This window comes from Ancylobacter polymorphus, from assembly GCF_022836935.1.
Taxonomy (GTDB): domain Bacteria; phylum Pseudomonadota; class Alphaproteobacteria; order Rhizobiales; family Xanthobacteraceae; genus Ancylobacter; species Ancylobacter polymorphus_A.
Genome location: NZ_CP083239.1, coordinates 2006613 through 2033228, shown reverse-complemented (window position 1 = coordinate 2033228; position 26616 = coordinate 2006613). Strand labels below are relative to the sequence as shown.

Sequence of the window (26616 nt, the reverse complement as noted above, 5' to 3'; positions counted from 1 at the left end):
GTGAATATAAGCCCGCGCGCGCCGTCCTGCAAATCCAAAGACGCAGCGCATGGGGTGGCGGTTGCATTCCCCCGCTGCTAGCGTCCGCGCCCCCCACAAATAAGGATGACGCGATGAAGCCTGTTCGACTTCTCACCGCCGCCACCCTCCTCCTCACCGCCGTCACCGGCGCCTTCGCGCAGGAAGCCGCGCGCGAAATGCCGGGCACGGACGACGTGTCCCGCATCAGCGGCGGCACTTACACCGTCGATCCCGACCACACCCAGATCGTCTGGACGGTCGACCACATGGGCATCACGCCGCTCGCCGGCATGTTCGGCGCTTCCGCCGGCACGCTGGTGCTCGATCCCAGCAAGCCGGACGAGGCGAAGCTGGAAGTCACCATCCCGATGGCGGGGCTGCGCGTCACCTCGGAAGAGTTCGCCACCCATCTCGCCAGCCCGGACCTCTTCGACACGGCGAAATTCCCCACCGCGACCTTCAAATCCTCGAAGATCACGGTCGAGGGCAGCGACGCCACCATCGAGGGCGAGCTGACGCTGCACGGCGTGACCAAGCCGGTCACCATGGATGTCAGCTTCTTCGGTGCCGGCATCAACCCGATGACCAAGGTGGAGAATATCGGTTTCACCGGCACCACCGAGATCAAGCGCAGCGATTTCGGCCTCGGCTATGGCGTGCCGGCCATCTCCGACGAGGTGGCGCTCGATATCGTCGCCGCCTTCATCAAGCAGCCCTGACCGGGCCGCGCTTGACAGCGCGGGCCTCGGCACCCATGACGGTGGCGAGGCCCCGCTGGACCCTGCGATGACCGCCGAAAAACCTGTTCTCCGCGTCCTACTCTGTGCCCCGCGCGGTTTCTGCGCCGGGGTGGTGCGCGCCATCGACGCGGTGGAGCGGGCGCTGGAGATGTACGGCCCGCCGGTCTATGTGCGCCACGAGATCGTGCACAACAAATATGTGGTGGAAGGGCTCAAGGCGAAGGGCGCGGTCTTTGTCGAGGAGCTCGACGAAGTGCCCGCCGGCACCGCCGCCCCGGTCATTTTCTCCGCCCATGGCGTCGCCCGCTCGGTGCCCGAGGATGCCGCCCGGCGCAACTTCTTCGCCATCGACGCGACTTGCCCGCTGGTGACCAAGGTGCACCGCGAGGCCACCGTCCATTACAAGCGCGGCCGCGAGGTCGTGCTCATCGGCCATGCCGGCCACCCCGAGGTGATCGGCACCATGGGCCAGCTGCCCGAGGGCGCGGTGTCGCTGGTGGAGACCGCCGAGCAGGCGCGGCTGTTTCAGCCCCGCGACCCCGGCAATCTCGCCTTCACCACCCAGACCACGCTCTCCATCGACGACACCGCCGAGATCGTCGCCATATTGCGCGAGCGCTTCCCCGCCATGGTGGCGCCGCACAAGGAAGACATCTGCTACGCCACCACCAACCGGCAGGAAGCGGTCAAGCGCGTCGCGCCCGAGGTGGACGCGATGATCGTCGTCGGCGCCCCCAACTCGTCCAACTCCCAGCGCCTGAGAGAGGCCGCCGAGCGCGCCGGCTGCCGCCACGCGGCACTGGTGCAGCGGGCGAGCGAGATCGACTGGGAGCGCTTCGGCGCCATCACCTCGCTCGGCGTCAGCGCCGGCGCCTCCGCCCCGGAAGTGCTGGTCGAGGAAATCCTCGACGCCTTCGCCGAACGCTACACGCTGGCGGTGGAGACGGTGCACAACGCCCATGAGGACGTATTCTTCCCGCTGCCCCGGCAGCTCCGCTCCGATGCTGCCGAATAGGCTCGACCCGTCCCATGGCCGTTTACACCGACGTTTCCCCGGAAGAGCTCGAAGCCTTCCTCGCCACCTATGACATCGGCCGCCTGCGGGCCTTCAAGGGCATCGCCGAAGGGGTGGAGAATTCCAACTATCTGCTGCAGACCGAAGCGGGCAGCTTCATCCTCACGCTTTATGAGAAGCGGGTGAACCCGGCGGACCTGCCCTTCTTCGTCGGGCTGATGGAGCATCTGGCGACGCGCGGCATCGACTGCCCGCAGCCGGTGCGCAACCGCGAGGGCGTGGCGCTCGGCCGGCTGGCGGGACGGCCGGCGCTGATCGCCACATTCCTCGTCGGCACCTCGGTGCGCCGTCCCGGCGTCGCCCATTGCGCCGCGCTCGGCGCCGCCTTGGCCGGGCTGCACAAGGCCGGCGCCGACTTCACCGCCTTCCACCGCGCCAATGCGCTCTCGGTCGCCGGCTGGCGTCCGCTCTACGAGCAGGCGGGCGAGCGGGCGGACACCGTGGCGCCGGGGCTCTCCGCCCTCATCGCCGATGAACTCGCCGTGCTGGAAGCGCGCTGGCCGACCGGCCTGCCCGGCGGCGTCATCCATGCCGATCTGTTCCCGGACAATGTGTTCTTCACCGACGGGCGGCTGTCGGGGCTGATCGACTTCTATTTCGGCTGCAACGACCTTCTCGCCTATGACGTCGCCATCTGCCTCAACGCCTGGTGCTTCGAGCCGGACGGCGCCTTCAACCAGACCAAGGGTCGCGCCCTGCTCGCCGCCTATCAGGCCGAGCGGCCGCTCGGGTCTGACGAGATCGCCGCCTTGCCGCTGCTGGCGCGCGGCGCCGCGCTGCGCTTCCTGCTTACCCGCCTGGTCGACTGGCTGAACGTGCCGCCCGGCGCGCTGGTGCGCCCGCACGACCCGCTGGAATATCTGCGCAAGCTGCGCTTTCACCGCTCGGTGACCAGCCCGCGCGACTATGGCGTGCTGGAAGGCGACGCCGCGTGAAGACCGCTCCCGGCACCGCCCGCATCTTCGCCGACGACACGGCCAAGGAAGCTCCCAAGGAGGCTCCCATGGAAGCCCCCAAGGGCATCGTCGCCATCTGGACCGACGGCGCCTGCTCCGGCAATCCCGGCCCCGGCGGCTGGGGCGCCATCCTGCGCTATGCCGGTTCGGAGAAGGAACTTTCCGGGGGCGAATCCCCCACCACCAATAACCGCATGGAGCTGATGGCGGCGATCTCGGCGCTGGAGGCGCTGAAGCGTCCCTGCACGGTCGATCTGCACACCGACAGCGAATATATGCGCAACGGCATCACCAAGTGGATCGCCGGCTGGAAGCGCAATGGCTGGCGCACCGCCGACAAGAAGCCGGTGAAGAATGTCGACCTGTGGGAACGCCTTGAAGCCGCCATCGCCCGGCACGAGATTCGCTGGCACTGGGTCAAGGGCCATGCCGGCGACGAGATGAACGAGCGCGCCGACGAACTCGCCCGCGCCGGCATGGCACCCTACAAGGCCGCGCGGGGCGGCTACTGAACCGGACGGCCTAACGCCATGACGACGGAACGTGAGGCATCTTCAGGCGCGGTGACGGGCGCCCCTGCCGCGCTGTTGCGCGCCGAGGGCCTCGCCGTCTTCGCCGCCGCTCTGGCGGCCTATGCCGCGCTCGACGCCAGCTGGTGGCTGTTCGCGGCGCTGATTCTGGCGCCGGACCTGTCGATGCTGGGCTATCTCGCCGGGCCACGCGCGGGGGCCTTCGTCTACAATGCCGGCCACACCTATGTCGGCCCGGCACTGCTCGGCGCCCTCGCCTATGGGTTCAGTGCCCCGCTCGCCGGCGCCCTCGCCCTGATCTGGACCGCCCATATCGGGCTCGACCGGCTGCTCGGCTATGGGCTCAAATACAGCGCCGGTTTCGGCCACACCCATCTCGGCCGTCTCGGCCGAAACTGAGGAAGGCTGGGGCGTAAGGGGCCTGTTGGATTGACAAGGCCCCCTCCGCTCCGCTATCAGCCGGGCCTCAATTTCTGCTGGCGGATCGGGGCGCGGCCATAGGGCGCCGTCTCATGCGCAGGCGCTGTCGATCCGAAGGTTAGTGTCATGAAGATCCGTAACTCGCTCAAGTCGCTGCTCGGCCGTCACCGCGACAACCGTCTGGTGCGCCGCAAGGGCCGCGTCTACATCATCAACAAGACCCAGAAGCGCTTCAAGGCCCGCCAGGGCTGAGCGAGGGCCGCAGGGCCTTCGGCCGGCCGCGTTCACGATTTCGCGGCCTGTAGCGGACAATATTGCTCAAGGGCGCCGTGACTCCTAACATGGAGACATGCGCGCCCTTTTTGCTGCCCTGATCCTTGCCGCCGCCCCACTCGGTGCCTTCACGCCCAGCGCGTTGGCCGAGACGGCCCCCCTGCCCCAGGCGGAGCGGCCCGAGGCTGCCGCGCCGGCGGTCAAGCCGGTGGAGCCCGACCGCGCCAAGCGGCTCGACGCGCTGTTCGCCGCGCTGAAGGCGGCGCCGGACGACGAATCGGCCAAGGAAATCGCCGCCCGCATCGATGTGGCGCTCACCCCTTCCGGCAGCGACACCGCCGACCTGCTGATGGCCCGCGCCTCGCAGGCGACACAGGCGAAGCAGTTCGACCTCGCGGTGGAATTGCTCGACGGCCTGCTGCGCATCGAGCCGGATTATCTCGAAGCCTGGAACAAGCGCGCCACCATCTTCTTCCTGCGGGAGGACTATTCCGACGCGCTGGTCGATCTGCGCCAGGTCGTCGCGCGCGAGCCCCGCCATTACGGCGCCTGGGCGGGCATCGCCATCATCTGCAAGGAAATCGGCGACGACAAGCGTGCGCTGGAAGCCGCCCGCCGGGCACTCGCCATCTACCCCCATCTCGACGCGATGGTGGATATGGAGAAGGAACTGGCGATCAAGGTCGAGGGCCGGCCGATCTGACGCCGGACGGCCGGCTCAGGCCCGCTCGTAATCCACGAAGCTGAAGGCGAACTCGTCCTTCTCCCCCTGGATCGGCCCTTCGCGGCCGGTCTCGCGCCACTGCTCGCGCGCGAAGGCGGGGAAATGCACGTCGCCCTCGGGCTTGCCATGCACCTCGGTGAGGCGCAGCCGCGCGGCATGGGGAAAGGCCTGTGCGTAGATCTGCGCGCCGCCGACCACCGCCATCTCATCGACGCCGAGCCGCAACGCTTCCTGCGCCCCGCGCTCCAGCGCGGCACCGAGCGAGGAGACGACCAGCACGCCCTCCGGCGGCCGGAAGCCGGTGTCGCGGGTGATGACGAGGCTGGTGCGCCCCGGCAGTGGCTTGCCGATGGATTCGAAGGTCCGCCGCCCCATCAGGATCGGCTTGCCCCAGGTGATCGCCCGAAAGCGCTTGAGATCGCCCGATATGTGCCAGGGCAGCGCCTCGCCGCGCCCGATCACGCCATTCTCTGCCACGGCGGCAACCAGGGTGAGAACGGTCATGCAGCCCTCCCGCGCAGCCGCGCCAGGGCGGTGTCCGCCGCCACGAGGCCGGTCTGGTGCGCGCCATGCGCGGTGGAATAGGCGTGGGGCGAGGAGGCCTCGCCGGCGAACAGAAGACGGTCCCCGAGCGGGTGCGTCAGCGTCTGCGTCAGCCGCGCGCGGACATGGGCGAAGCCCGGCAGGGCGCAGCTATAGCCGCCGCCGATCAGGGGATCGGCCACCCAGCCCGTCGTGGCGACGCCGGCGACATGTTTTTCGATGTCCGTGCCGAACGCGTCCTTCAATGCCGCGAGGGCGAAGTCGCGCATCGCCGCCGGCCCGGCCGTCACCAGCGCCGCTGCATTCGCCCCGCCGAGCTGGGCGATGGCCATGGGGTGGCCGAACGGGCTGAGCGTGAAATTCACCGGCTTGCGCGCCGGGTCGCGCCGATCCAGCGTGTCGATATAGCTGGTGGGCTCGGCGCCGAAGACATCGCGGTCGAACAGGAAGGCGACCTTTTCCGCCGCGCCCAGCGGCAGCGCCTCGAAGGCCTCGGCAAGATCGGGCGGCAGCAGCGGCGCGAAGGCGAGCCCGCCGCGCGCGATCACCGAGGTCGGCACCGCGACGATGACGAGGCGGGCTGTGAGCGTGCCGCGCGAGGTGGTAAGCCGCACCCCCTGCCCCGACCAATCGACGGTCGAAACCGCGCAGCCGGTGACGATGGGCAGGTCCGGCGCCTCCCGGGCGGCGAGCGCCTGCACCAACGCGCCATAGCCCTTCTCGACCGGATAGTTTTCGCCCGTATCGGCATAGGCGGCGTAGTCGAGGGTCGACAGCCGCTCCGGCTCGGCGGCCGAAAGCAGGGTCAGCCAGTGCCGGGCGAGCCGCGCCCCCTCCGGCGGCAGCGTCAGCTCGCCGAGAACCGCGCTGGCGGCGACATCGCGCCCCTCCTCGCCCGCCCTGTGGATGGCGGCGTAACTGGCCTGGATGGCGTCCCAGATGGTCTCACACTCCACCTCATCGGCCCAATGGTCGCCGAGATGAGTGGCGCGCGCCTTGCGGTTACCGCGCACGAAGTAGGCGAGGCCGAGTTCGTCCGCCGCCGCCCGCAACGGATTGACCGAAGCGGAATGCAGCCAGTGGCAGCCGCGATCCCAGGCCACGCCGAAGGTCGCGGTGTCGGTGAAGGCCCGCCCGCCCGTGCGCGCAGCCGCCTCCAGCACCACCACATCCGCCCCCGCCTGCGCCAGCCGCGCGCCAGCAGCCAAGCCGGCCGCGCCGGCGCCGATGACGATCACCTCATGCTGAGCGGTCACGGTCAGGTCCGATGTCGGGAAAGGAGAGAACTTAGCGCCGCCGACGTGCCGGCGGCCTCATCACTTCTTGCGGAACGCATCGAGCCGCACGACCTGCGCGCCGCCCGAGCCGCCATCCTTGGGGTCGTCGCCATCGGCAGGCGGAGCGCCCTTGTCGTCGGACGGCGGTGCATCGGCCGGTTTGCCGTCCACAGCTTTGACGTCGGAAGGCTTCCCCCCGGCGGGCTTCGCCTCGGCCGGCCGGACGGCGGCCGGAGCGACAGTGGCCGGCTTCGCGGCAGCCTTGCCCTCGGCAGCCGCAGCGGGCGCCGGCGCAGCAGGGGGCGCGGCGGCCGTTTCCAGCTTCACCGGCTCGGCGGCGCGTGTGGGGGGGCGGGTCGAGGGAACGGAGGTGGGACGGCCCTCGCCGATCGGGGTGGGCGCCACGGCCGTCGGCTCGGCCGGCGTCTCGCCCACGCCGTCTTCCTCCGCCGTTTCGAACTGCAGCCCAAACTTGACCGAAGGGTCGAAAAAGCCCTTCAGCGCCGCATAGGGCACATGCAGGCGCTCGGGAATGCCATTGAAGGACAGGCCGACTTCGAAGAACTGGTCGGTGACGATCAGGTCCCAGAACTGATGCTGAAGAACGATCGTCATCTCTTCGGGATAACGCTCCTTCAGCCGCGGCGAAATCCGCACCCCGGCCGCGCGCGTGTCGAAGGAGAGATAAAGATGGTGCTCGCCGGGCAAGCCGTCGCGGGCGACATCGGTAAGGACGCGGCCAACGACGCCGCGCAACGCATCCTGCACCAGCAGGTCATATCGGATCAGATCGACGCTCATGCTCGCAATGAACCCGATTCCAGTCCTGACTGCCAGTAGGACGTGAGAAGGAAGTGCAGGCTTCTGTTGCCAGGTGCCTGCGAACCCCGCCTCACGGTGCTACCCGTTTGGACTTATTTTCCGTAGATCAAACCGCTCACGCGGCCTGAGCAACCGGAGCATAGTTGTCGTTGGCAACTATATGTTTGGTCCGATGACGGCGGTACCATGCCGGGCGAAAGAAGACCCTTTACGCTCTCGTCGATCCTGTTTCGCCCCCGCCGCAACCCACTTGCCGATGGGCTCCGGTGGAGGCGCCGGGTACTGCCCCCGGGTCCGAAGAGTTTATTACGGTGTCCGTTTATCGCCATAGCCGGCTTGCGCCGGCAATCCGAATATAGGCGTTCGTCCTGCCGGTTGGAAGGGGGCAGGCGAAACTCCCCGCCCCGCGTCCCCGGCCGGCGCCTCACGCCTCGGTCTGGTCGCCGAACTGCAGATGCTCGATCGGGCGATTGCCGCCATTACTGCCGAGCAATTTCTCCTCGCGGGCGGCAATCTCGGTGCGCAGCGCGTCCATCAGGACCTGACGCAGCATCTCATAGTCCAGCCGCAGTTCGGAATGGGCGCTGCGCAGCGCCTGCCCCTCGCGCAGCACCAGAGCCGGGGCCGTGTGCGAATGCTCCACCGTGAAGTCGAGCGGATGCGTGGCATCCTTCTCCAGCAGGTTCAGATGCATGCGCAGGCGGTGCAGTTCGGTATGGAGCGTGTCGGTGCTCTTGGTCATGGTTTCCTCCCTCAAATGTCCGCTGGAGACAAGTCCAGCGTGGGCGGAATGTTCCCCGTTACCGCTTCCCGCCACCGGGCGCCCCCGCTGGGGATGACGAGGGCGAATAGGGCCTCGCGGATGGGCGCAAGCAGGCTCATGTTATATGGGGTGGGCAGGAAGGCTCCGGGACGAACAGCGATGCGGAATTATCACGAGCTTCTGGAACGGGTGCTGCGCGAGGGCGTGCGCAAGGACGACCGCACCGGTACGGGCACGCTTTCCGTTTTCGGCCACCAGATGCGTTTCGACCTCGCCGAGGGCTTTCCGCTCGTCACTACCAAGAAGCTGCATCTGCGTTCCATCATCCACGAATTGCTGTGGTTTCTGGCCGGCGACACCAACATCGCCTATCTCAAGGCGAACGGCGTTTCGATCTGGGATGAGTGGGCCGATGACAGGGGCGATCTCGGCCCGGTCTATGGCCATCAATGGCGCTCCTGGCCGGATGGGCGCGGCGGCGTGATCGACCAGATCGCGCAGGTTGTCGCCGATATCCGTCGCAATCCCGATTCGCGCCGGCTCATCGTCTCGGCCTGGAACCCGGCGGACGTGCCGGCCATGGCGCTGCCGCCCTGCCACTGCCTGTTTCAGTTCTATGTGCTGGACGGCAAGCTCTCCTGCCAGCTTTACCAGCGCTCGGCGGATATCTTCCTCGGCGTGCCCTTCAACATCGCCTCCTATGCGCTGCTCACCCACATGGTGGCGCAAGTGACGGGGCTGCAGCCGGGCGATTTCGTCCACACCTTCGGCGATGCCCACATCTATCTCAACCATCTCGACCAGGTGCACGAACAGCTCTCCCGCGCGCCGCGCCCGCTGCCACGGCTGAAGCTGAATCCTGACGTGACCGACCTGTTCGCCTTCCGCTTCGAGGACATCGCCATCGAAGGCTATGATCCCCATCCCGCGATCAAGGCGCCTGTGGCGGTGTAGACATATGCCCCTCTCCCTGCGGCCCGCGCGGCCCGACGATGCCGCGCTGATCCACGCCTTCGTCTGCGAGCTCGCCGATTACGAGAAGCTGCGGCACGAAGTGGAGGCGACGGAAGCGGATTTCGCCCGTGAGCTGTTCGGCCCGCAGCCGCGCGTGTTCTGCGACATCGCGGAATGGGAGGGGGCGCCAGCGGGCTTCGCGCTCTACTACTACACCTTCTCCACCTTTCGCGGGCGGCAAGGAATCTTCCTTGAGGATATCTATGTCCGCCCCGCCTTTCGCGGGCGCGGCATCGCGCGGGCGCTGATGCGCCGGCTTGCCCGGCGCTGCCTCGACGAGGGGCTCGGGCGCTTCGAGTGGAACGTGCTCGACTGGAATGAGCCCGCCATCCGCTTCTACCGTTCGGTTGGCGCGGTGCCGCTCGATGCCTGGACCATGCAGCGCGTCACCGGCGAAGCGCTGGAACGGCTGGCGCAGGGCTGAGCGGGCCCTGCCCGAGAAAATGCCGCCGGCGCGAGGCCGGCGGCAGCTATTCTTCACGACGCTGCGTTCGCGTCAGAGCGGCTCGCCGTCCGGCCCGTCCGGCCCATCCGGGCCGTGGTCCATCGGGCCGGGCGGCAAGCGGTGCGGCATCGGGCCATCCGGACCCTCGCCGCCGGGACCGAAGCGATGCGGCCCGGGGCCGCGTTCATGACCCGGCCCGTGGCGGCCGTCGGCCATGCGCGGATGTTCGATCTGCTTGAACAGAATGGCGAAGCGGCGCTGCTGGGAACCGTCGAGCGCGTCATAGAGCGGCGCGGCGGCATCGGCGACCTTCTTCATGGTTTCGCCCCGGCCGATCATCCCGTCGGCCTGCGCGCGCAGCCGCTCGATGACATCGGGACGCTCACCCCTAGGCATCGCCTCTCGCGCGGCGCGGCGTTCAGCCCAGTGCGCGGCGCGCTCCTTGGCGGCGTCCTGCAGCGCGGTCTCCAGCGCCGGCCAGAGCTTCTCCTGCTCGGCGTTCAGCCGCAGCCCGGCCTTGAGCGCAGCGATGCGTGCATCGCTCATGGCGCCGGCGAATTCGGCCATCTGCTCCGGGCTCGGGCGTGGATGCTCGCCCATGCCCGGCTTTGGCGCCGCCACTCCAAAGGTGACACCCGCGAGAAGGGCGGCGGCGGTAGCGGCAATGATCGTGCGTTTCATCGGCCTCATCTCCTGTGAAGGTGAGGCCGATGCTGGCTGATGAGACCAAGCGTTTCAAATGAAACTTCGGTAATAAACCCAATGTTACGTTCAGAAACGAAGCTGAACGAACGTTCAGGTTCATGAATAGTCATTAACCCGGCGAGATCATCTTCTCCGGACGCACAACAGCGTCGAATTCTTCGTTGGTGACATAACCACCACCCACCGCTTCTTCGCGCAGTGTGGTGCCGTTCTTATGCGCCGTCTTGGCGATCTTGGCCGCGTTGTCGTAGCCGATCTTCGGCGCCAGCGCGGTGACCAGCATGAGCGAGCGCTCCAGCGCCGCCTTGATGTTGTCTTCGCGCGGCACGATGCCGACGACGCAGTGCTCGGTGAAGCTCAGCGCGGCATCGGACATGAGGCGCACCGACTGCAGGAAATTATAGGCCATGACGGGGTTGTAGACGTTCAGCTCGAAATGACCCTGGCTGCCGGCGAAGCTCAGCGCGGCATTGTTGCCGAAAATCTGCACGCAGACCTGGGTGAGCGCTTCGCACTGGGTGGGGTTCACCTTGCCGGGCATGATCGACGAGCCGGGCTCGTTCTCCGGCAGCGCCAGTTCGCCAAGGCCGGAGCGCGGGCCGGAACCGAGAAAGCGGATGTCGTTGGCGATCTTGAACAGCGACACCGCCACCGTGTTGATCGCCCCGTGCGAGAACACCATGGCGTCATGCGCCGCCAGCGCCTCGAATTTGTTCGGCGCCGTAGTGAAGGGCAGGCCGGTGATGGCGGCGATGTGCTCGGCCACCTTCTCGGCGAAGCCCACCGGCGCGTTCAGCCCGGTACCCACCGCCGTGCCGCCCTGCGCGAGCTGCATCAGCGCCGGCAGCGTCGATTCGATGCGGGCGATGCCGTTCTCCACCTGATGGGCGTAGCCGGAGAATTCCTGTCCAAGCGTGAGCGGCGTCGCGTCCTGGGTGTGGGTGCGGCCGATCTTGATGATGTGCTGCCACTGCGCCGACTTCTCAGCCAGCGCGGCATGCAGCGTGCGCAGGGCCGGCAGCAGCCGGCGCGAAATCTCCTCCGCGCAGGCGACATGCATGGCGGTCGGGTAGGTGTCGTTGGACGACTGGCTCATATTGACGTGGTCATTGGGGTGGACGGGTTTCTTGGAACCCTTCTCCCCGCCCATCATCTCGATGGCCCGGTTCGAGATCACCTCATTGGCGTTCATGTTGGACTGGGTGCCCGACCCCGTCTGCCAGACCACCAGCGGAAAATGAGCGTCCAGCTTGCCGTCGATCACCTCCTGCGCGGCAGCGATGATCGCGGCGCCGAGCGTGGGATCGAGACGGCCGAGCGCCATATTGGTTTCCGCCGCCGCCCGCTTGACGATGCCAAGCGCACGGATCACCGGCAGCGGCTGCTTCTCCCAGCCAATCTTGAAATTGCCGAGCGACCGCTGCGCCTGCGCGCCCCAGTATTTGTCGGCCTCCACCTCGATGGGCCCAAACGTGTCGGTTTCGATGCGGGTATTGCTCATCGGTCAAAGCCTTTCGGGGTGCGTCTGAGGGCCCGTCCATGCGGGCGTCGCGGCTCGGCGCCGGTTTAGCATGCGTCGTGCGGCGGCGAAATCAGCCGCAGGTTCCATGACAGGCCCACGCAAGGTTCCACCGGGTACGATCACAAATACGTGATGCCTACCCCTTCGGCGACCCCTATGGAACCCATGCCACCACCACCATTTTACCGCAGAGAAGTCGGCTGGCGAGTCGTCAACGGACTACCTGCAACGGTTTTAGGCTGCCTTCATGGCGCCTGCCGCCGGGTACCTGAACGCCGCAAATTCTTGGAAAACGCCATTTTCATCGATATTATGAGAAGACTAATGCAGCATGTTGCGTAGATTCTGCGCGCCTTTTGAACGGAGGCCGGCGCCCGTGGGCGACCTTGTGAATCTCAACCGTCACCGCAAACGGATGGCGCGAATGACTGCGGAACAAACCGCCGCTGCCCGGCGTTTGGAGTTCGGCCGCCCAAAGTACCAGCGTGAGCTGGAAGCGGCCGAAGAACGAAAGCAGGAAAAAATGCTTGAAGGGCATAGGCGCATTCGAGAGGACGAGACATGAAGAGTCCCGTGGTTAAGCGGTCCATCGTGATTGCCGGGCACAAGACCAGCGTCAGTCTGGAAGATCAGTTTTGGGACGCCCTCAAGGAGATCGCGGCCAACCGGCGCAGCACCTTGTCGGAGATCGTGGCCTCGATCGATTCGGGCCGCAATCAGGGCAACCTGTCGTCGGCGATCCGCCTCTACGTATTGGCGCATTACCGCAGCCCCTCCTCCAGCCGCGAACCGACCGAAGCGTCGGAGCGAAACGGTTCCTTGCGCTCTACCGTTGCGTAAACCCGAAGCCGTTCCCATATCGGCAGGTGGCGGGCGCGTTGTAACCTGATGCCTCGTCACCTATAACCGCCTCGTCACGCCGTTATGGCGGCGAGGCGCGGGTTTTCTTGCACGGTGGCGTCTGCCGGTTCTGCGCTTGCGAGCCCGGACAAGCCGGGCGCGCAAACGGAGTGGGCGCGGAATGTCATGGAAGAACCAGAGCGGCGGGCCATGGGGGAATGGTCCGCGCGGCCCTTGGGGCACTGGTCCGCAATCGCCGGGGCCGAGTTCTCCCGATCTTGAAGATCTGATCCGTCGCGGACAGGAAAAGCTGCGGACCGCCATTCCCGGCGGTTTCGGCACCGGCAAGGGCATCGTGGTTCTGGTGGCGCTCGCCATCGTCGCCTGGCTGCTGTCGGGCTTCTACCGTGTTGAGCCGGACGAGCAGGGCGTGGTGCTGCGCTTCGGCAAATTCGTCGGCACAACCAATCCCGGCCTCAACTACCACCTCCCCTACCCCATCGAGACGGTGCTGACCCCCCAGGTCACCCGCGTCAACCGCATCGATATCGGCATCCGCACCGGAGATGACCCGCGCCGCGGTTCCGTGCAGCGCGACGTGTCGGAAGAGAGCCTGATGCTCACCGGCGACGAGAACATCGTCGATGTCGATTTCGCCGTGTTCTGGATGGTGAAGCCCGCCGCGCCCGGTTCCACCGAGGATGTCGGCGCCGCCAACTTCCTGTTCAACGTCCAGAACCCGGAAGGCACCATCAAGGCCGTGGCGGAAAGCGCCATGCGCGAGGTGGTCGGCCGCACCAACATCCAGCCCATCCTCACCGGCGCCCGCCAGAACATCGAAACGGCGGTGCAGGAGCTGATGCAGCGCACGCTGGACGGCTACCGCGCCGGCGTTCTCATCACCCAGGTTCAGTTGCAGAAGGTCGATCCGCCCTCGCAGGTCATCGACGCCTTCCGTGACGTGCAGGCCGCCCGCGCCGATGCGGAGCGTCTGCAGAACGAGGCTCAGGCCTACGCCAACCGCGTGGTGCCGGAAGCCCGTGGTGACGCCGCGCGCATCACCCAGGGCGCTGAAGGCTACAAGGAGCGGGCGATCATCGAGGCGCGAGGCCAGGCGGCGCGCTTCCTGAGCGTGCTCGGCGAATATCAGAAGGCGCCCGAGGTCACACGCCAGCGCCTCTATCTCGAAACCATGGAACGCGTATTCGGCGGAATGGACAAGGTGATCATTGATCCTGCGGCCGGCGGCTCGTCCGGCGTCGTGCCCTATTTGCCTCTCGCGCCGCTCACCGGCAGCACCCCCGCTCAGGGAGCCGCGAAATGAGGAACAGCCTCGGCCTCATTCTGGCGATCGCCGTCGTCGCCGTGCTCATCGGCCTGTTCTCGGCCCTGTTCAGCGTCTACCAGACCCAGCAGGCGCTCGTTCTGCGCCTCGGTGAACCCATCCGGGTCATCGAGGAGCCGGGCCTGCACGCCAAGATCCCGATGATCGACAGCGTCATCTTCATCGACAAGCGCATCCTCGACCTCGAAAACCCCTCTCAGGAGGTGATCGCGGCCGACCAGAAGCGTCTGGTGGTGGATGCCTTCGCCCGCTACCGCATCGTCAATCCGCTGCGCTTCTACCAGTCGGTCGGCAGTGTCGAGGCGGCCAATTCCCGCCTCGCCACCATCCTCAACTCGTCGCTGCGCCGTGTGCTCGGCGAATCCACCTTCACCCAGGTGGTGCGCGACCAGCGCGAAGATCTGATGGCGCGCATTCGCAACCAGGTGAACCGCGAGGCTACCGGCTTCGGCATCGATGTCATCGATGTCCGCATCCGTCGTGCCGATCTGCCGGAGGCCAACAGCCAGGCTGTGTTCCAGCGCATGCAGACCGAGCGCCAGCGCGAGGCGGCGGAAATCCGCGCGCAGGGCGGCGAGGCGGCGCAGACCATCCGCTCCCGCGCCGATCGCGACTCGACGATCATCGTCGCCGAGGCCAACGCCACCGCCGACCAGCTGCGCGGTGAGGGCGAGGCCGAGCGCAACGAGATCTTCGCGCAGGCCTATAATCAGGACCGGGCCTTCTTCGACTTCTACCGGTCGATGCAGGCCTATGAGGCCTCGCTGAAGGGCTCGGACACGCGGATGCTGCTGGCGCCGGATTCGGAGTTCTTCCGCTTCTTCAGCAATCCCACCGCCCGCGCCGATGCGGTTCTCGGCACGCCGGCCGCGCCGGCGGCGGCTCAACCCGCTCCGGCGGTTCCGGCGGCGCCGTTGGCGCCGGCGAACTGACGCGACGCGACGATGTATGATTTCATCGTCGCGCTCGGCCTTGTGCTGGTCATCGAAGGTTTGGCGCTTGCCGTCGCTCCGGCGGCGGTGCGCCGCTCCGCCGAAGCCATCGCGCAATTGTCCGACTCGCCCTTGCGCGTGGCCGGCCTCATCGGGGCCGTTCTGGGTCTTGCCCTTGTGTGGATTATCCGAGGCTAACGAGGCGGGGCTCCGTGCCCCGCCTCGCGCTCTTTTGGCTTGCATCGCGCCTTGCGGCTTGTAGCGTCGGGCGAACGGCCAATGGATGAGGGGCCGTGCCGCCCGGCTCCGCGTGGCGGCGTCAAGGAGGCTTCATGACCAACTGCCTTGAGGGCCTCGGCCTTGCCCGTTCCGCCCCCGCTCTTCCCGCTTGCTGCCGCCCCCCCGTTCCTGCCCCACGGCTCTCCGTGGCGCGCCGGCTCGGCGCCGCGCTCCTTGCCATCGGCCTCGCCGCTTCGGTAACCCTGTTCCCGCAGCCGGGCCGTGCGGCGGCGACCAAGGGTCCCGACACGGTGGCCGACACCGCCGCCCAGATCATGGACGCGGTGGTCAACATCTCCACCTCGCAGACCGTCGCCCCCTCGCGCAGCGTGCCGACGCCGGAACTGCCGCCGGGCTCGCCTTTCGAGGAGTTCTTCGAGGAGTTCTTCAAGCGCCGGCAGCAGCAGGGCGAGGGCCAGGGCCCGCGTCGCGTCTCCTCGCTTGGCTCCGGCTTCGTCATCGACGCCAGCGGCTATATTGTTACCAACAACCACGTCATCGCCGATGCCGACGAGGTCTACGCCAATTTCGCCGACGGTTCGAAGCTGAAGGCGGAGATCGTCGGCCGCGACACCAAGATCGACCTCGCGCTGCTGAAGGTGACGCCCGAGGCCGGCAAACCGCTGAAGGCGGTGAAGTTCGGTAATTCCGACATTCTGCGTGTCGGCGACTGGGTCATGGCGATCGGCAACCCGTTCGGCCTCGGCGGCACGCTCACGGTCGGCGTCATCTCCGCCCGCAACCGCGACATCAACTCCGGCCCCTACGATAACTTTCTGCAGACCGACGCCGCCATCAACCGCGGCAATTCCGGCGGACCGCTGTTCAACATGGAAGGCGATGTGATCGGCATCAATACCGCCATCATCTCGCCGTCGGGCGGCTCCATCGGCATCGGCTTCGCCGTGCCCTCCAACACCGCCATCCCGATCATCGCCCAGCTCAAGGAGTTCGGCGAAACCCGGCGCGGCTGGATCGGGGTGCGCATCCAACAGGTGACGCCGGAGATCGCCGAGAGCCTCTCGCTCGACCGGGTGCGCGGCGCGCTGATCGGCTCGGTGACCGAGGACGGACCCGCCGCCAAGGGCGGGCTCAAGGCGGGCGACGTGGTCATCACCTTCGACGGCAAGGAGGTGAAGGACATGCGCTCCTTGCCGATCATCGTCGCCGACACGCCGGTGGACAAGCAGGTCGATGTCGTCGTGATCCGCAAGGGCCAGCAGGAGACGGTCAAGCTCACCGTCGGCCGGCTCGACGAAGGCACGCCCTCCCCCAGCGCCGCCGTCGCCCCGGAGAAGAAGCCGGAAGCGCCGCCACCGGTCGCCACGCTCAAGCTGATGGGCGTCGAGATGGCCGAGATGACGCCGGAACTGCGCACCCGCTTCAAGATCAAGGACGAGCTCAAGGGCGTCGTGGTGATGACGGTGGAGCCCGGCTCGGTGGCGGCCGAGCGTGGCATCGCGCCGGGCCATCTCATCGTCGAGGTCAATCAGGAAGCGACGCTCACCCCCGGCGATGTCGAGAAGCGCCTCGCCGCGCTAAAGAAGGAAGGCCGGCGTTCGGCGCTGCTGATGGTGGCCGACCCCGAAGGCCAGATCCGCTTCACTGCCCTGCCGATCGAGTGACACGCGCGGCCAAGGTCGCCTCACCCCTTTCCATCCGCGAGACACAACACCCCGGAGCCCGCTCCGGGGTGTTGTCGTTAGGACAGGTCAATGAGAGGGGGAAGGGACGTGCTCAGGGCCGCGCCTGCGGCATGGGCGGCGGCGGCAGGCCGGAGCCGGCATCCGCGGCGGCGGGCTTGCGCTCGGTCAGCTGCACCGTCCAGCTCTTCTGCTCGTGGGTGTCCACTTCGAAGAAGCCGGTGCGGTCGAAGCCGCGCGCCAGGCAGTCCTGGATGCCGCGAATGGTGAATTCCTTCTCACGGGTACACATGAAGGCCTTGCCGGACCATTCCCCGCCGAGATCGTAGTCGATGGCGTAGACATAGTAGAAGCGCGCCACCAGATCGCCGCGCAGCAGCGTCTCGCAGCTATTGGCGCCGATGTTCCACCAGCCCTCGGTCGCCCAGCTATTGCCGTCCTTGTAGCCGAGCGCGATGCCGACGCGGCTGCTGGAGCGGTTGCACAGGCGGAAATCCGCCGCCGCCGGCACCGGCATCAGCCCGGCGAGAAGCGGCACGGCAAGCAGAGCCGCCCCCAGTGCCCGCGTCAGCGCGCCACGCGGCACCCGCAGCCGGCCGCCCCGAGGGAGGGCGGCGGCAGCGGCAACAGGATCACTCGTCGACGAGAACGGCTCGGAAATCATTGACGTTCGTGCAGGTCGGCCCCGGCGTGAGCAGATCTCCGAGGGCCTCGAAGAAGCTGGTGGAGTCGTTATTGGCGAGAAAGGCGGCAGGATCGAGACCCTGCGCCTTCGCCCGCGCCAGCGTGTCCGGCATCACATAGGCGCCGGCCGGATCGGAGGCGTCGCCGCCGCCGCCATCGGTGCCGTCCGTGTCGCCGGCCACAGCGTAAATCCCCGGCGCGCCGTCGAGCGCCACGGCGAGCGCCAGCGCATATTCCTGGTTCGGGCCGCCCCGGCCCTGGCCGCGCATGGTGACGGTGAGTTCGCCGCCGGAGAGCAGCACCGCTTTGCGACCCGCCGCCTTCAGCTCCTTCGCCTTGGCGGCCTGCGCGGCAGCCACGTCGCGCGCCTCGCCTTCCAGATTGTCGCCGAGCAGCACCGGCTCGATCCCGGCCTCGCGGGCGATCTTCTCCGCCGCGACGAAGGAATCGGCCGGGCGGGAGATGAGGACGTACTCGGAACCGGCGAAGGCCGCGTCGCCGGGCTTCGGCGATTCATTGGCAGGGTCGCGCAGTGCCACCGCCACGGAGGGCGGCGGGTCGATGCGGTAGCGGGCGAGCACATCGCGCGCTTCCGCCAGCGTGGTCGGGTCCGGCACGGTCGGGCCGGAGCCGATCACCGCCGGATCGTCGCCCGGCACGTCGGAGACCGACAGCGTGACTACCCGCGCCGGCTGAGCCAGCGCCGCCAGGCGCCCGCCCTTGATACGCGAGAGATGCTTCCGCACCGTGTTGATTTCGGTGATGTTGGCACCGGAGCGCAGCAGCGCGCGGGTCAGCGCACGCTTGTCGTCCAGCTCGACGCCGAAAGCGGGCGCAATCCAGTTAGCCGAAGCGCCGCCGGAGAGAAGCACCAGCACGAGATCGTCGGCGGTGGCGGAGGCGGCGAGGTCGATCGCCTTCTGCGCGCCAGCAAGGCCCGCCGCGTCCGGCACGGGATGGCCGGCCTCGACCATTTCCAACTGACGGGTGGGGCGACCATAGCCGTGGCGGGCGACGCCGATCCCAAGGAGACGCGAGGGGTCGACGCCCATCTCGTCGAGATAATGCCGCTCGGCCACTTCCAGCATCGAGCCGGCGGCCTTGCCGGCGGCGAGCAGGATCAGGCGGCCTTGGGCGGGAGGCGGCGGCAGCGCCGGCGGCAGACAGGTGGAAGGATGCGCGGCCGCAACCGCAGCGGTGAACAGGCGATCGAGAAATTCACGCGCCGAAACGTCCGTCATCACACCCACCCCGCCCCAAAGGAGGCCTTCCTGCCGGTCTCTTGCCCGGCCATTGCTTATTGCGCGCGGGCGCGAATCCCCGGCCGCGCGACGCGAAACGGGCGTATTCCTATGGCACGCCACGCCTCACGTCGATATCCTCCTGCACACTTCCCCGCAGCACACGGGCAATTATGCGCCGCCTCTCCACGGACGAATCCACCGCGCCCGCCAGCGCCTCCCCTGCTTTGGACCCGTTCCCCGCCTTTGAGCGCCTTCCGGGAACACTGGAAGCCGGGCTTATCCTGCTGTGCGACCACGCGTCCAACGCCCTGCCACCGGCCTATGGCTCGCTCGGCCTGCCCAAGGCGGAACTGCAGCGCCACATCGGCTACGACATCGGCGCGGCCGGCGTCACACGGATGCTGGCCCATCGCCTCGGTTGCCCAGCGGTACTCTCGCGTTTTTCGCGGCTTCTCATCGACCCCAATCGCGGCGAGGACGATCCCACTCTGGTGATGCGGCTGTCCGACGGCGCGGTGGTTCCGGGCAACCGCCATGCCGATGCGGCGGAGATCGAGCGCCGGCTGGCGCTGTTCCACCGCCCCTATCACGACGCCATCACCGCCGAGATCGAGGCGGCGCTGGCGGCGGGCATCGTGCCGGTGCTGCTGTCGATTCACAGCTTCACCCCGGTCTGGCGCGGCGTGGCCCGCCCTTGGCACGCCGCCGTGCTGTGGGACAGCGATCCCCGCTTCACCCGCGAGCTCATCGACGCGCTGGAAGCCCCCGGTGATCTCATCGTCGGCGACAACGAGCCCTATGATGGCGCGCTGCGCGGCGATTGCCTGTTCCGCCACGCCACGCTGCGCGGCCTCGCCAACACGCTGCTCGAAATCCGGCAGGATCTGATCGCCGAGGTCGACGGCCAGCGCGCCTGGGCCGACCGGCTGGCTGGGCTGCTCCCCGCCATTCTCGCCCGGCCGGAACTGCACGAAGTGCGCAGCTATGGCTCGCGCACCGGCCCCGTGCCCCCCATCTGACGGGACGACATATCCCGGGAGACTTCCATGACCGACCTCGACAATGCCACCCGCACCGAACTGGAAGCCGCAGCCTTCCGCCGCCTCGTCGCCCATCTGCAGGCGCGCACCGATGTGCAGAACATCGCGCTGATGAACCTGGCGGGCTTCTGCCGCAACTGCCTGTCCAACTGGCTGCTCGATGCGGCCAGGGAACGGGACGTGCCCATGACCAAGGATGAGAGCCGCGAAGCCGTCTATGGCATGCCCTATGAGGAGTGGAAGGCCCGCCACCAGAGCGAGGCGACGCCGGAGCAGAAGGCGGCCTTCCCCGGACCGGGGCCGCACTGAGCCGGCAAGGAGCCGCTTTTCCCCGGATTCGCGGTGGATAGCGGGACTAGCTGGCCCCGCCAAGGCGCACGGATGCGTCCTTGCCTTGACGGCCCGCCCGGCTTGCGCTCCCTATCGCCGCCCGAATTGCCGTCTAGACGCCGGGCCCTGCCCGCTGCCCCGGAGACACCATGTCCGATATTCCGAACGACCAGCCCTTGTCCGATGCCGCCGCCGGCTTCGCCAAGGAGCAGCTGAAATCCTTCATCGAGCGCATCGAGCGGCTTGAGGAAGAGAAGAAGACCATTGCCGACGACATCAAGGATGTCTTCGCCGAAGCCAAGGGTACCGGCTTCGACACCAAGGCGCTGCGGGAAATCCTCAAGATCCGCAAGCAGGACGCCGACCAGCGCGCCGAGCATGAGGCGATCGTCGACCTCTATATGCAGGCGCTGGGGATGCTCGGCGAAAGCTGAACCGGGCGCGCCACGCAGAGATTATTGACGTCAGATATTGTCAAACCGACCGGGCGGCCACTGGCCGCCCGTTCCGTTTGGAGGGCCAGCGCCCCGATCAGAGCGGCTTCTTGAGCGGGGCCGGGCCGGTCATCATCGCCACCACCGGCACGGCGACCACCGCCTCGCCGGAGAATTGCGTGGTGGAAAGCCCCTTCACCCCGTCGCGGCTGAACTGGGCGGCGACGATGCGGCGCGGCGGCAGCACGAAAGCGGCGAAGCGGCGAAGCTCCGGCAGATGCATGGACACCTCGCCCGCAACGCTGGGGCCGCTGAACAGGCGGCGAATCTCCGCGATCATTGCCTGCGAATGCGCCTGCGGCTTGCGCCCAGGGGCAGCGGCGGCGGTTGCCGTGGGCGCGGTGCGTGCGGCGGCTGTCGATGCCGGCTCCGGCGCGCGGCCGGGCTGGAGGCGCGGAGCGGTGAACACACTGCCGGCGGCGTCGGCATAGGCCAGCGCCGGGCCTTCGCCCTGCGTGCCGCGCACGATGACCTCCGGCAGGCCACCGACCTCGCTCGGGCGGGTGGCGGCAAGCGGCGTGCCGCTGATGGCGCTGGCGATCTGCCGGCTGTTGCTCGCCTCCGGCGTGCCCGGCATCGGGATCGCGGCGGCGAGCGCGGCGAGGTCCGCCTTGCCGGCGGCGGGCGCCGGAGCGGGACGCGGTGCGGGCGCGGCGGCCACCGCCCCACGCGGCAGCGGATTGGGCTGCGGCAGCGGCACCGTACCCAGCGAAGCCACTTCAAACGGTGCCATGGGCGCCGCAGCCGCCGGCAGAGACGGGCGCGGCGTCGGTGTGGGCACGGGCGCGGCGAGCGCGAGCTGGGCTGGCGCGGGAGCGACAGGTGCGGGAGCGGCGGCGACCTGAGCCGGCGCCTCCTCCGCAGGGGCAGGAGTGGCGGCCGGGGCGGCCTCTTCCTCGTCGTCGCCATCCTTGCCGAACAGGCCGGCGAAAATGTTCTTGGCCGGCGCGCCCTTGCGCTTGGGATCATTGCCGCCGGACAGGCCGGCGAAGGCCGCGCCGGCGCCGCCGGGCTCGTTGCCGCGGGCTTCCACCGCCGCCAGCGCCTGGGCGTAGCCGGGCATGGGCTTGCCATCGGCCGGCACATGCACCGTGCGGCCATCGGGGAAGACGCGGGCGAGTTCCGGCCGGCTCATGCGCGGCCAGTGGCGGATACCGCCGGTGTCGAGATGGACGAAGGGCGAGCCGGAGGTGGGGTAGAAGCCGACGCCCCCGCGCTGCAGCCGCAGCCCGGCCTCGCGGATCTTCGCTAGCGGCACGCCGGGAATGTAGAAATCCATCGCCCGCCCCTGCATGTGCAGGCTGGTCTGGGCGACGCCGCGCGAGCGCGAGCGCAGCATGGCGTTAGTGGCGGGGGAACGGTAGCCGCCGATCACCTGGATCGGCTGGGTCGCACCGGTCTCGCGATAGACCTCCCAGACAATGTCGAACAGGCGCGGGTCCATATTGGTCGGCTCTTTGCGCCGCCAATCCTGCAACAGCACGTTCAGCTGCTTCAGCGCCGCCGGGTCGTAACGGCCATTGCGCTTGAAGGTGATGGTGGCGCTCTCGCCGGAATGGACATGGTGGAGGCTGAGCGTGCGCGTGTCGCCATTGGCCACCGCATCCTGCAGCAGATCGGCGCCGCACAGCGTGGCAAGCGCCGCGAGAAGAGCGGCCTTGGCCAGCTTGGACGAGCGGAGGGCGGAAAATCGCAACGGCTTGAACCCGAACTCAACGTTTCCTGGAACGGTGCGGGCGGAAGCGCCCGTACCGCGCATGGTGAACACAGTCTTCTCGGGTTTGGTTAAGAGGTCCTTACGACCCCAGCCCCCACGCCTGTTGTCTCTCGCACTAAAAAGTGACTGTGGCAAAAGAGTGCCAGCACGTCAAATTCGCGTGCGATTACCTCCCGCCGAGCCCTTTTACGCTCGATCGTCTCCTCCTAGCCACAGCAGCTGGTGCGGGGCTGCCGTCAGCGCCGCAGCGCCGGCTTTCCCTGCTCGGCGAAGCGGCGCGCCCCGTCGAGCCCGAGCTGCGCTTTGGTGGCGGCGTTGATGCCGTAGAGGTCCTCGCGCGTCACCAGCTGGCCGGCGGAATCGACGAAGCTGGTGAAATAGACGAGATGGATGGGGAATTTGTTCTTCAGCGTGAGCGAGCGCTCATTGCCGCCGAGCAGGCGCGACAGGCGCTGCTCGGTCCATCCCTCCTTGGGCAGGCCGAGCGCAAACAGCGCCTCGGCGAAGGCCATCGGTTCATGCACCCGCACGCAGCCATGGCTGAAGGCACGGCGGTCGCGGGCGAACAGGGCGCGGCTCGGCGTGTCGTGCAGATAGACCGAGTGCTTGTTGGGGAACATGAACTTCATCCGCCCCAGCGCGTTGCGCTCGCCCGGCTCCTGGCGGAACGAATAGCCCTGCGTGCCCCGGCGCCAGTCCACCATGCCGGGGTCGATCACCCGGCCATTGCGCACCACGTCGATTCCCTGGCGCTGCAGCGCGTAAGGGTCCGCCTGCAGCTTCGGCAGCATCTCGTTGCGCATGATGCTGGGCGGCACGTGCCAGGAGGGGTTGAACACCACATACTGCATCGTCTCGTCGAGGATCGGCGTCGGGCTCTCGGGCTTGCCGACCACCACCCGCGTCTCATGCACCGTGCCGCCATCGACGATGATGCGCACCATGAATTCGGGAATGTTGACGATCACATAGGTCGGTGCCACCTCATGCGGCACCCAGCGCCAGCGCTCCATATTGGCGATGATGTCGGGCACCGGGTCGCCGCCGGTGTCGTTCAATGCCGCCACCGTGCCGCGCCCGACAATGCCGTCGGCGGCAAGGCCGGCCTGGCGCTGGAATTCCTCCACCGCCCGCACCAGCGCCGGATCATAGATCTCCCCATCCCCACGCGGCTCGACCCCCAGCCGGGCACGCAGCAGCGGCACGCGCGGGTCGCTCTCACCGGGGCGCACGGACGGGCCGGGCGGGATCGGCGCGTGGGAAACCGCCTGCTCCCGGGCCATCAGCCGCGCGAGCTGCTCCTTCAGCAGAAGATATTGCGGGTATTGCGGGGCGAAGCTCGCCAGCACGGCGCGCGCCGCCGCCGCATCCGGCGCGCCGGCGAGACGGGCCAGCACATCGGCCGAATCCGGCACGGTCGGGTTGGGATCGACATCCTTGGAGAGCTTTTTCGGGTCGAACCGTCCGCTCTGCGCGTGCCGGGCATAGAGCAGCGCGGTGGCGGCAAGCCGCATCTCGGCTTCGGCGCGTTGGCCGGCATCGGCCGTCGCCGGCAGCGGCGGCTGGGCATAGTCGGTCGGGTCAAGCCCTTCGCTGGCGGCGGCGGCGAAGCTGTCGAGAGCCGCCTGCCCGAGCGGGGAGACGCCCCCTTCCTGCGTGAACGCGGGCTGGAAGGCACGTGCCGTGTAGAAGGCGGCCAGCGCCTCGCGGTCCGCCGGGCGGGTGGAGAAGCGCGGCAGCGAATTGGTGATCAGCGCGGCGAGTTGGCGGGAGAACGCCGATTCGGCGGTCTCGGCCGGGGCGACCGGTGCCGGCCCCCCGGACGTGCCTTCGCCAACGCCTGGCGCCCCATTGCCGACGCTGGGCGCGGCCGGCAACGCGGCCGCAGGGTCGGCATCGACCGGAGCGGCGGGAAGCGGCTCGGCCGGGCTCGGTGCTGCAAGCGCGGCACTGCGCGCCGGGCTGGGGCGGGCGGGATCGGCAGCATCGAAATGCGGCGCCTCCGTCGCGATGGACGGCAGCGGTGCCGCCGGCTCGGCGGGGCGCACAAGGCTCGCGGTCGCGGCGGCAGGGGACACGTTCTCGGAGGAGGTCGTTGCCCCAGCGGGGACCTCGCCGTTTCCCGGGCCGGCCTGGTCGACGGCGGCGATACTGCTGGGCGCCTGCTGCGCCTGCACGCTCAGCCCCCCGCTGCTCACCGTGGCCAGCAGCAGGCCGGCGGAAGCCGCCAGCACACGGCGCGAGGCCGTCCCGCGTGCCGTGGCGCTCCTGTTCTCGACCGTATCTGTAGCGCCGCGACCGAACATTGGAATCTTCTCCGCCTGTTGCCCATCGGGGTCGCCTGGCCGCGCCGCTCCCGTTGGAATCGGCAACGATCAGACCATAGCCCACACGGGGTTCAACTCACGAACACGGCAGGCGGATCCCCGGGGAATCTCTCGCCCTGCACTCTGCCCCGGCATGGTAAAGGCGATGTTAAGCATGCTGTCCATTTGCGCACGGCACCGCTGCGGGCGAGGTGGCTCGGGCGCGTCCGGCAGGGCCGCATCTTCCCTTGCTCCCGCGCCCGCGATTCCTATAATCCGCGCCTTTCCTGAAAGGGGCGGAAAGCAGAATGAGCGACCTGACGGCCGGAACGGCCGCCGACCATCGACCCGTCGCCATCATCATGGGCAGCCAGTCGGACTGGGACACGATGCGCCACGCCGCCGAGACGCTGGACGCGCTCGGTGTCGGCCATGACTGCCGCATCGTCTCGGCCCACCGCACGCCCGAGCGCATGTTCACCTTCGCCAAGGCCGCGAAGGCGGCGGGGACCAAGGTGATCATCGCCGGTGCCGGCGGCGCGGCGCATCTGCCGGGCATGGTCGCCTCGCTCACCACGCTGCCGGTGTTCGGCGTGCCGGTCGAATCCAAGGCGCTGTCCGGCGTCGACAGCCTCTATTCCATCGTGCAGATGCCGGCGGGTATTCCGGTGGGCACGCTCGCCATCGGCAAGGCCGGCGCCACCAATGCCGCGCTGCTCGCCGCCGCCGTGCTCGCCCTCACTGACGACGCGCTGGCGACCCGGCTGGAGGAGTGGCGCGCCGCCCGCACCGCCGCCGTGACGGAGCGCCCGGAATGAGCACGCAACCGAAGATTCTCGCGCCCGGCGACACGATCGGCATTCTCGGCGGCGGCCAGCTCGCCCGCATGATCGCCCTCGCCGCCGCCCCGCTCGGCCTGAAGGCGCATATCTACGCGCCGGAAGAGGGCAGCCCGGCCTTCGATGTCGCCAGCGCCCACACCCGCGCCGCCTATGACGACTTCGCCGCGCTGGAACGCTTCGCCAAGTCGGTCGATGTCGTTACCTATGAATTCGAGAACGTGCCGGTCTACACCGCCGAATTCCTCGCCCGCCATGTGCCGGTGCATCCCGGCGCGCGGGCGCTCGGCATCACCCAGGACCGGCTGGAGGAAAAGACCTTCGTCTCCCGCCTCGGCATCGAGACCGCGCCCTTCGCCGCCGTGCATGACGAGGCGGAGCTGGAAGCGGCGCTGGCCGAGATCGGCCGCCCGGCGGTGCTGAAGACCCGCCGCTTCGGCTATGACGGCAAGGGGCAGGTCACTATCCGCGAGGGTGATGATGCCGCGGCCGCCTTTGCCGCCGTGGGTCGCCACCCCTCGATCCTCGAAGGCTTCGTGCCGTTCGAGCGCGAGGTCTCCGTGGTCGCCGCCCGCACCGAGGATGGCCGCTTCAAGGCCTATGAGGTGACGGAGAACGAGCACCGCCATCACATCCTGTTCCGCTCCACCGTCCCGGCGAACGTGACCACGGCAGTGGACGCCGTCGCCCGCGAGATCGCCCGGCGCATCGGCGAATCGCTGGGCTATGTCGGCGTATTCGCGGTCGAGATGTTCCTCGTGGTAGTGGACGGCGCGCAGGGCGTCATCGTCAACGAGATCGCCCCGCGCGTGCATAATTCCGGCCACTGGACGCTGAACGGGGCGCTCACCAGCCAGTTCGAGCAGCATGTGCGCGCCATAGCCGGCTGGCCGCTCGGCGCGGTGGAGCGGCTCGGCCGTGTCGAGATGACCAATCTCATCGGCGACGAGGCGGATAGCTGGCGCGACCTGCTGGATGAGCCTGGCGCGCATCTGCACCTCTATGGCAAGGCGGAAGCCCGCCCCGGCCGCAAGATGGGCCATGTGACGCGCATTTTTGAGGAAGACTAGGCCATGCGGGCGGGCCTCGCGGG

30 protein-coding genes and 1 other RNA gene are annotated in these 26616 nt (G+C 68.2%); 20 read left to right on the top strand and 11 right to left on the bottom strand.

From position 1 onward, the window contains the following. Positions 1–113 precede the first annotated feature (113 nt). The 7 genes from K9D25_RS09510 (at position 114) to K9D25_RS09480 (ending at position 4718) form a co-directional block, all read left to right on the top strand. The gene (locus K9D25_RS09510) at positions 114–740 is read left to right on the top strand and encodes a YceI family protein (RefSeq protein ID WP_244450601.1); all 627 of its coding nucleotides are present in this window, start codon (positions 114–116) and stop codon (positions 738–740) included. Positions 741–807: 67 nt separating this feature from the next. Next, entirely contained in the window at positions 808–1776 is a 969-nt protein-coding gene (gene ispH / locus K9D25_RS09505) for a 4-hydroxy-3-methylbut-2-enyl diphosphate reductase (protein WP_244450600.1), read from the top strand. A gap of 14 nt (positions 1777–1790) precedes the next feature. Then, positions 1791–2771, top strand: coding sequence for a homoserine kinase (locus K9D25_RS09500; RefSeq protein ID WP_244450599.1), 981 nt, complete (start codon positions 1791–1793; stop codon positions 2769–2771). Positions 2772–2839: 68 nt separating this feature from the next. Continuing rightward, the gene (gene rnhA, locus K9D25_RS09495) at positions 2840–3304 is read left to right on the top strand and encodes a ribonuclease HI (protein ID WP_244450833.1); all 465 of its coding nucleotides are present in this window, start codon (positions 2840–2842) and stop codon (positions 3302–3304) included. A gap of 18 nt (positions 3305–3322) precedes the next feature. Next, positions 3323–3721 carry a DUF4260 domain-containing protein gene (locus K9D25_RS09490; protein ID WP_244450598.1) on the top strand — a complete coding sequence of 133 codons (399 nt, stop codon included), beginning with the start codon at positions 3323–3325 and terminating at the stop codon, positions 3719–3721. Between the two features lie 147 nt (positions 3722–3868). Further along, complete coding sequence (ykgO, locus tag K9D25_RS09485; protein ID WP_013167868.1) at positions 3869–3994, top strand: type B 50S ribosomal protein L36; 126 nt, start codon at positions 3869–3871, stop codon at positions 3992–3994. 97 nt (positions 3995–4091) lie between these two features. Next, complete coding sequence (locus K9D25_RS09480) at positions 4092–4718, top strand: tetratricopeptide repeat protein (protein WP_244450597.1); 627 nt, start codon at positions 4092–4094, stop codon at positions 4716–4718. A 15-nt stretch (positions 4719–4733) separates the two neighbouring features. Here the strand turns inward: K9D25_RS09480 and K9D25_RS09475 are convergent, their stop codons facing one another. From K9D25_RS09475 to K9D25_RS09455, 5 genes are all read right to left on the bottom strand, one after another. Next, complete coding sequence (locus K9D25_RS09475) at positions 4734–5243, bottom strand: dihydrofolate reductase (RefSeq protein ID WP_244450596.1); 510 nt, start codon at positions 5241–5243, stop codon at positions 4734–4736. Continuing rightward, positions 5240–6538, bottom strand: a complete 1299-nt coding sequence (locus K9D25_RS09470; protein ID WP_244450595.1) for a flavin monoamine oxidase family protein — start codon at positions 6536–6538, stop codon at positions 5240–5242. Before K9D25_RS09470 ends, K9D25_RS09475 begins: the two co-directional genes overlap by 4 nt. A 60-nt stretch (positions 6539–6598) precedes the next feature. Continuing rightward, positions 6599–7360, bottom strand: coding sequence for an SspB family protein (locus K9D25_RS09465; RefSeq protein ID WP_244450594.1), 762 nt, complete (start codon positions 7358–7360; stop codon positions 6599–6601). Positions 7361–7412: 52 nt separating this feature from the next. Beyond that, positions 7413–7766: a transfer-messenger RNA gene (ssrA, locus tag K9D25_RS09460) on the bottom strand. 39 nt (positions 7767–7805) lie between these two features. Further along, positions 7806–8123, bottom strand: a complete 318-nt coding sequence (locus tag K9D25_RS09455) for a hypothetical protein (RefSeq protein WP_244450593.1) — start codon at positions 8121–8123, stop codon at positions 7806–7808. Between the two features lie 180 nt (positions 8124–8303). On the opposite strand from K9D25_RS09455, the gene K9D25_RS09450 reads away from it, so the two are divergent. Both K9D25_RS09450 and K9D25_RS09445 read left to right on the top strand, forming a co-directional pair. Then, positions 8304–9098 (top strand): thymidylate synthase, encoded by a 795-nt coding sequence (locus K9D25_RS09450; protein WP_244450592.1) that lies wholly within the window; start codon positions 8304–8306, stop codon positions 9096–9098. Positions 9099–9102: 4 nt separating this feature from the next. After that, positions 9103–9582: a GNAT family N-acetyltransferase gene (locus K9D25_RS09445; protein ID WP_244450591.1), complete on the top strand. Its 480-nt coding sequence runs from the start codon at positions 9103–9105 to the stop codon at positions 9580–9582. Positions 9583–9654: 72 nt separating this feature from the next. Here K9D25_RS09445 and K9D25_RS09440 read toward each other — a convergent pair whose 3' ends face one another. After that, a complete protein-coding gene (locus tag K9D25_RS09440) occupies positions 9655–10284 on the bottom strand; it encodes a Spy/CpxP family protein refolding chaperone (protein WP_244450590.1) in 630 nt (209 codons plus the stop codon). A 133-nt stretch (positions 10285–10417) separates the two neighbouring features. Beyond that, the gene (gene fumC / locus K9D25_RS09435; RefSeq protein WP_244450589.1) at positions 10418–11809 is read right to left on the bottom strand and encodes a class II fumarate hydratase; all 1392 of its coding nucleotides are present in this window, start codon (positions 11807–11809) and stop codon (positions 10418–10420) included. A 397-nt stretch (positions 11810–12206) separates the two neighbouring features. On the opposite strand from fumC, the gene K9D25_RS09430 reads away from it, so the two are divergent. The 6 genes from K9D25_RS09430 (at position 12207) to K9D25_RS09405 (ending at position 16851) form a co-directional block, all read left to right on the top strand. After that, on the top strand, positions 12207–12395 hold the full coding sequence (locus K9D25_RS09430; protein WP_244450588.1) for a DUF4169 family protein: 189 nt from the start codon (positions 12207–12209) through the stop codon (positions 12393–12395). After that, on the top strand, positions 12392–12670 hold the full coding sequence (locus tag K9D25_RS09425) for a ribbon-helix-helix domain-containing protein (RefSeq protein ID WP_244450587.1): 279 nt from the start codon (positions 12392–12394) through the stop codon (positions 12668–12670). Before K9D25_RS09430 ends, K9D25_RS09425 begins: the two co-directional genes overlap by 4 nt. 181 nt (positions 12671–12851) lie before the next feature. Next, entirely contained in the window at positions 12852–13994 is a 1143-nt protein-coding gene (gene hflK / locus K9D25_RS09420; RefSeq protein ID WP_244450586.1) for an FtsH protease activity modulator HflK, read from the top strand. After that, positions 13991–14947: a protease modulator HflC gene (gene hflC / locus K9D25_RS09415; protein ID WP_244450585.1), complete on the top strand. Its 957-nt coding sequence runs from the start codon at positions 13991–13993 to the stop codon at positions 14945–14947. The genes hflK and hflC overlap by 4 nt, the downstream gene beginning before the upstream one ends. Before the next feature lie 12 nt (positions 14948–14959). Next, a complete protein-coding gene (locus K9D25_RS09410; RefSeq protein WP_244450584.1) occupies positions 14960–15145 on the top strand; it encodes a DUF2065 domain-containing protein in 186 nt (61 codons plus the stop codon). A 134-nt stretch (positions 15146–15279) separates the two neighbouring features. Further along, entirely contained in the window at positions 15280–16851 is a 1572-nt protein-coding gene (locus tag K9D25_RS09405) for a Do family serine endopeptidase (protein ID WP_244450583.1), read from the top strand. Positions 16852–16963: 112 nt separating this feature from the next. Here K9D25_RS09405 and K9D25_RS09400 read toward each other — a convergent pair whose 3' ends face one another. Together K9D25_RS09400 and K9D25_RS09395 are read right to left on the bottom strand one after the other, a co-directional pair. Beyond that, positions 16964–17386, bottom strand: coding sequence for a DUF1036 domain-containing protein (locus K9D25_RS09400; RefSeq protein WP_432207942.1), 423 nt, complete (start codon positions 17384–17386; stop codon positions 16964–16966). 115 nt (positions 17387–17501) lie between these two features. Further along, the gene (locus K9D25_RS09395; RefSeq protein WP_244450581.1) at positions 17502–18794 is read right to left on the bottom strand and encodes a glycerate kinase type-2 family protein; all 1293 of its coding nucleotides are present in this window, start codon (positions 18792–18794) and stop codon (positions 17502–17504) included. A 173-nt stretch (positions 18795–18967) separates the two neighbouring features. On the opposite strand from K9D25_RS09395, the gene K9D25_RS09390 reads away from it, so the two are divergent. The 3 genes from K9D25_RS09390 to K9D25_RS09380 all read left to right on the top strand — a co-directional run bounded on the left by K9D25_RS09390 (position 18968) and on the right by K9D25_RS09380 (position 20601). Then, positions 18968–19816: an N-formylglutamate amidohydrolase gene (locus K9D25_RS09390; RefSeq protein WP_244450580.1), complete on the top strand. Its 849-nt coding sequence runs from the start codon at positions 18968–18970 to the stop codon at positions 19814–19816. Positions 19817–19843: 27 nt separating this feature from the next. Then, on the top strand, positions 19844–20146 hold the full coding sequence (locus tag K9D25_RS09385; RefSeq protein ID WP_244450579.1) for a DUF1244 domain-containing protein: 303 nt from the start codon (positions 19844–19846) through the stop codon (positions 20144–20146). Positions 20147–20316: 170 nt separating this feature from the next. Then, on the top strand, positions 20317–20601 hold the full coding sequence (locus K9D25_RS09380; RefSeq protein WP_018387757.1) for a DUF2312 domain-containing protein: 285 nt from the start codon (positions 20317–20319) through the stop codon (positions 20599–20601). 97 nt (positions 20602–20698) lie between these two features. Here the strand turns inward: K9D25_RS09380 and K9D25_RS09375 are convergent, their stop codons facing one another. Further along, positions 20699–22420 (bottom strand): DUF882 domain-containing protein, encoded by a 1722-nt coding sequence (locus K9D25_RS09375; protein WP_244450832.1) that lies wholly within the window; start codon positions 22418–22420, stop codon positions 20699–20701. Between the two features lie 194 nt (positions 22421–22614). Next, the gene (locus K9D25_RS09370; RefSeq protein ID WP_244450578.1) at positions 22615–24684 is read right to left on the bottom strand and encodes a L,D-transpeptidase family protein; all 2070 of its coding nucleotides are present in this window, start codon (positions 24682–24684) and stop codon (positions 22615–22617) included. A gap of 308 nt (positions 24685–24992) precedes the next feature. On the opposite strand from K9D25_RS09370, the gene purE reads away from it, so the two are divergent. Further along, entirely contained in the window at positions 24993–25502 is a 510-nt protein-coding gene (gene purE, locus K9D25_RS09365) for a 5-(carboxyamino)imidazole ribonucleotide mutase (protein ID WP_244450577.1), read from the top strand. After that, a complete protein-coding gene (locus K9D25_RS09360) occupies positions 25499–26593 on the top strand; it encodes a 5-(carboxyamino)imidazole ribonucleotide synthase (protein WP_244450576.1) in 1095 nt (364 codons plus the stop codon). Before purE ends, K9D25_RS09360 begins: the two co-directional genes overlap by 4 nt. Positions 26594–26616: the final 23 nt, after the last annotated feature.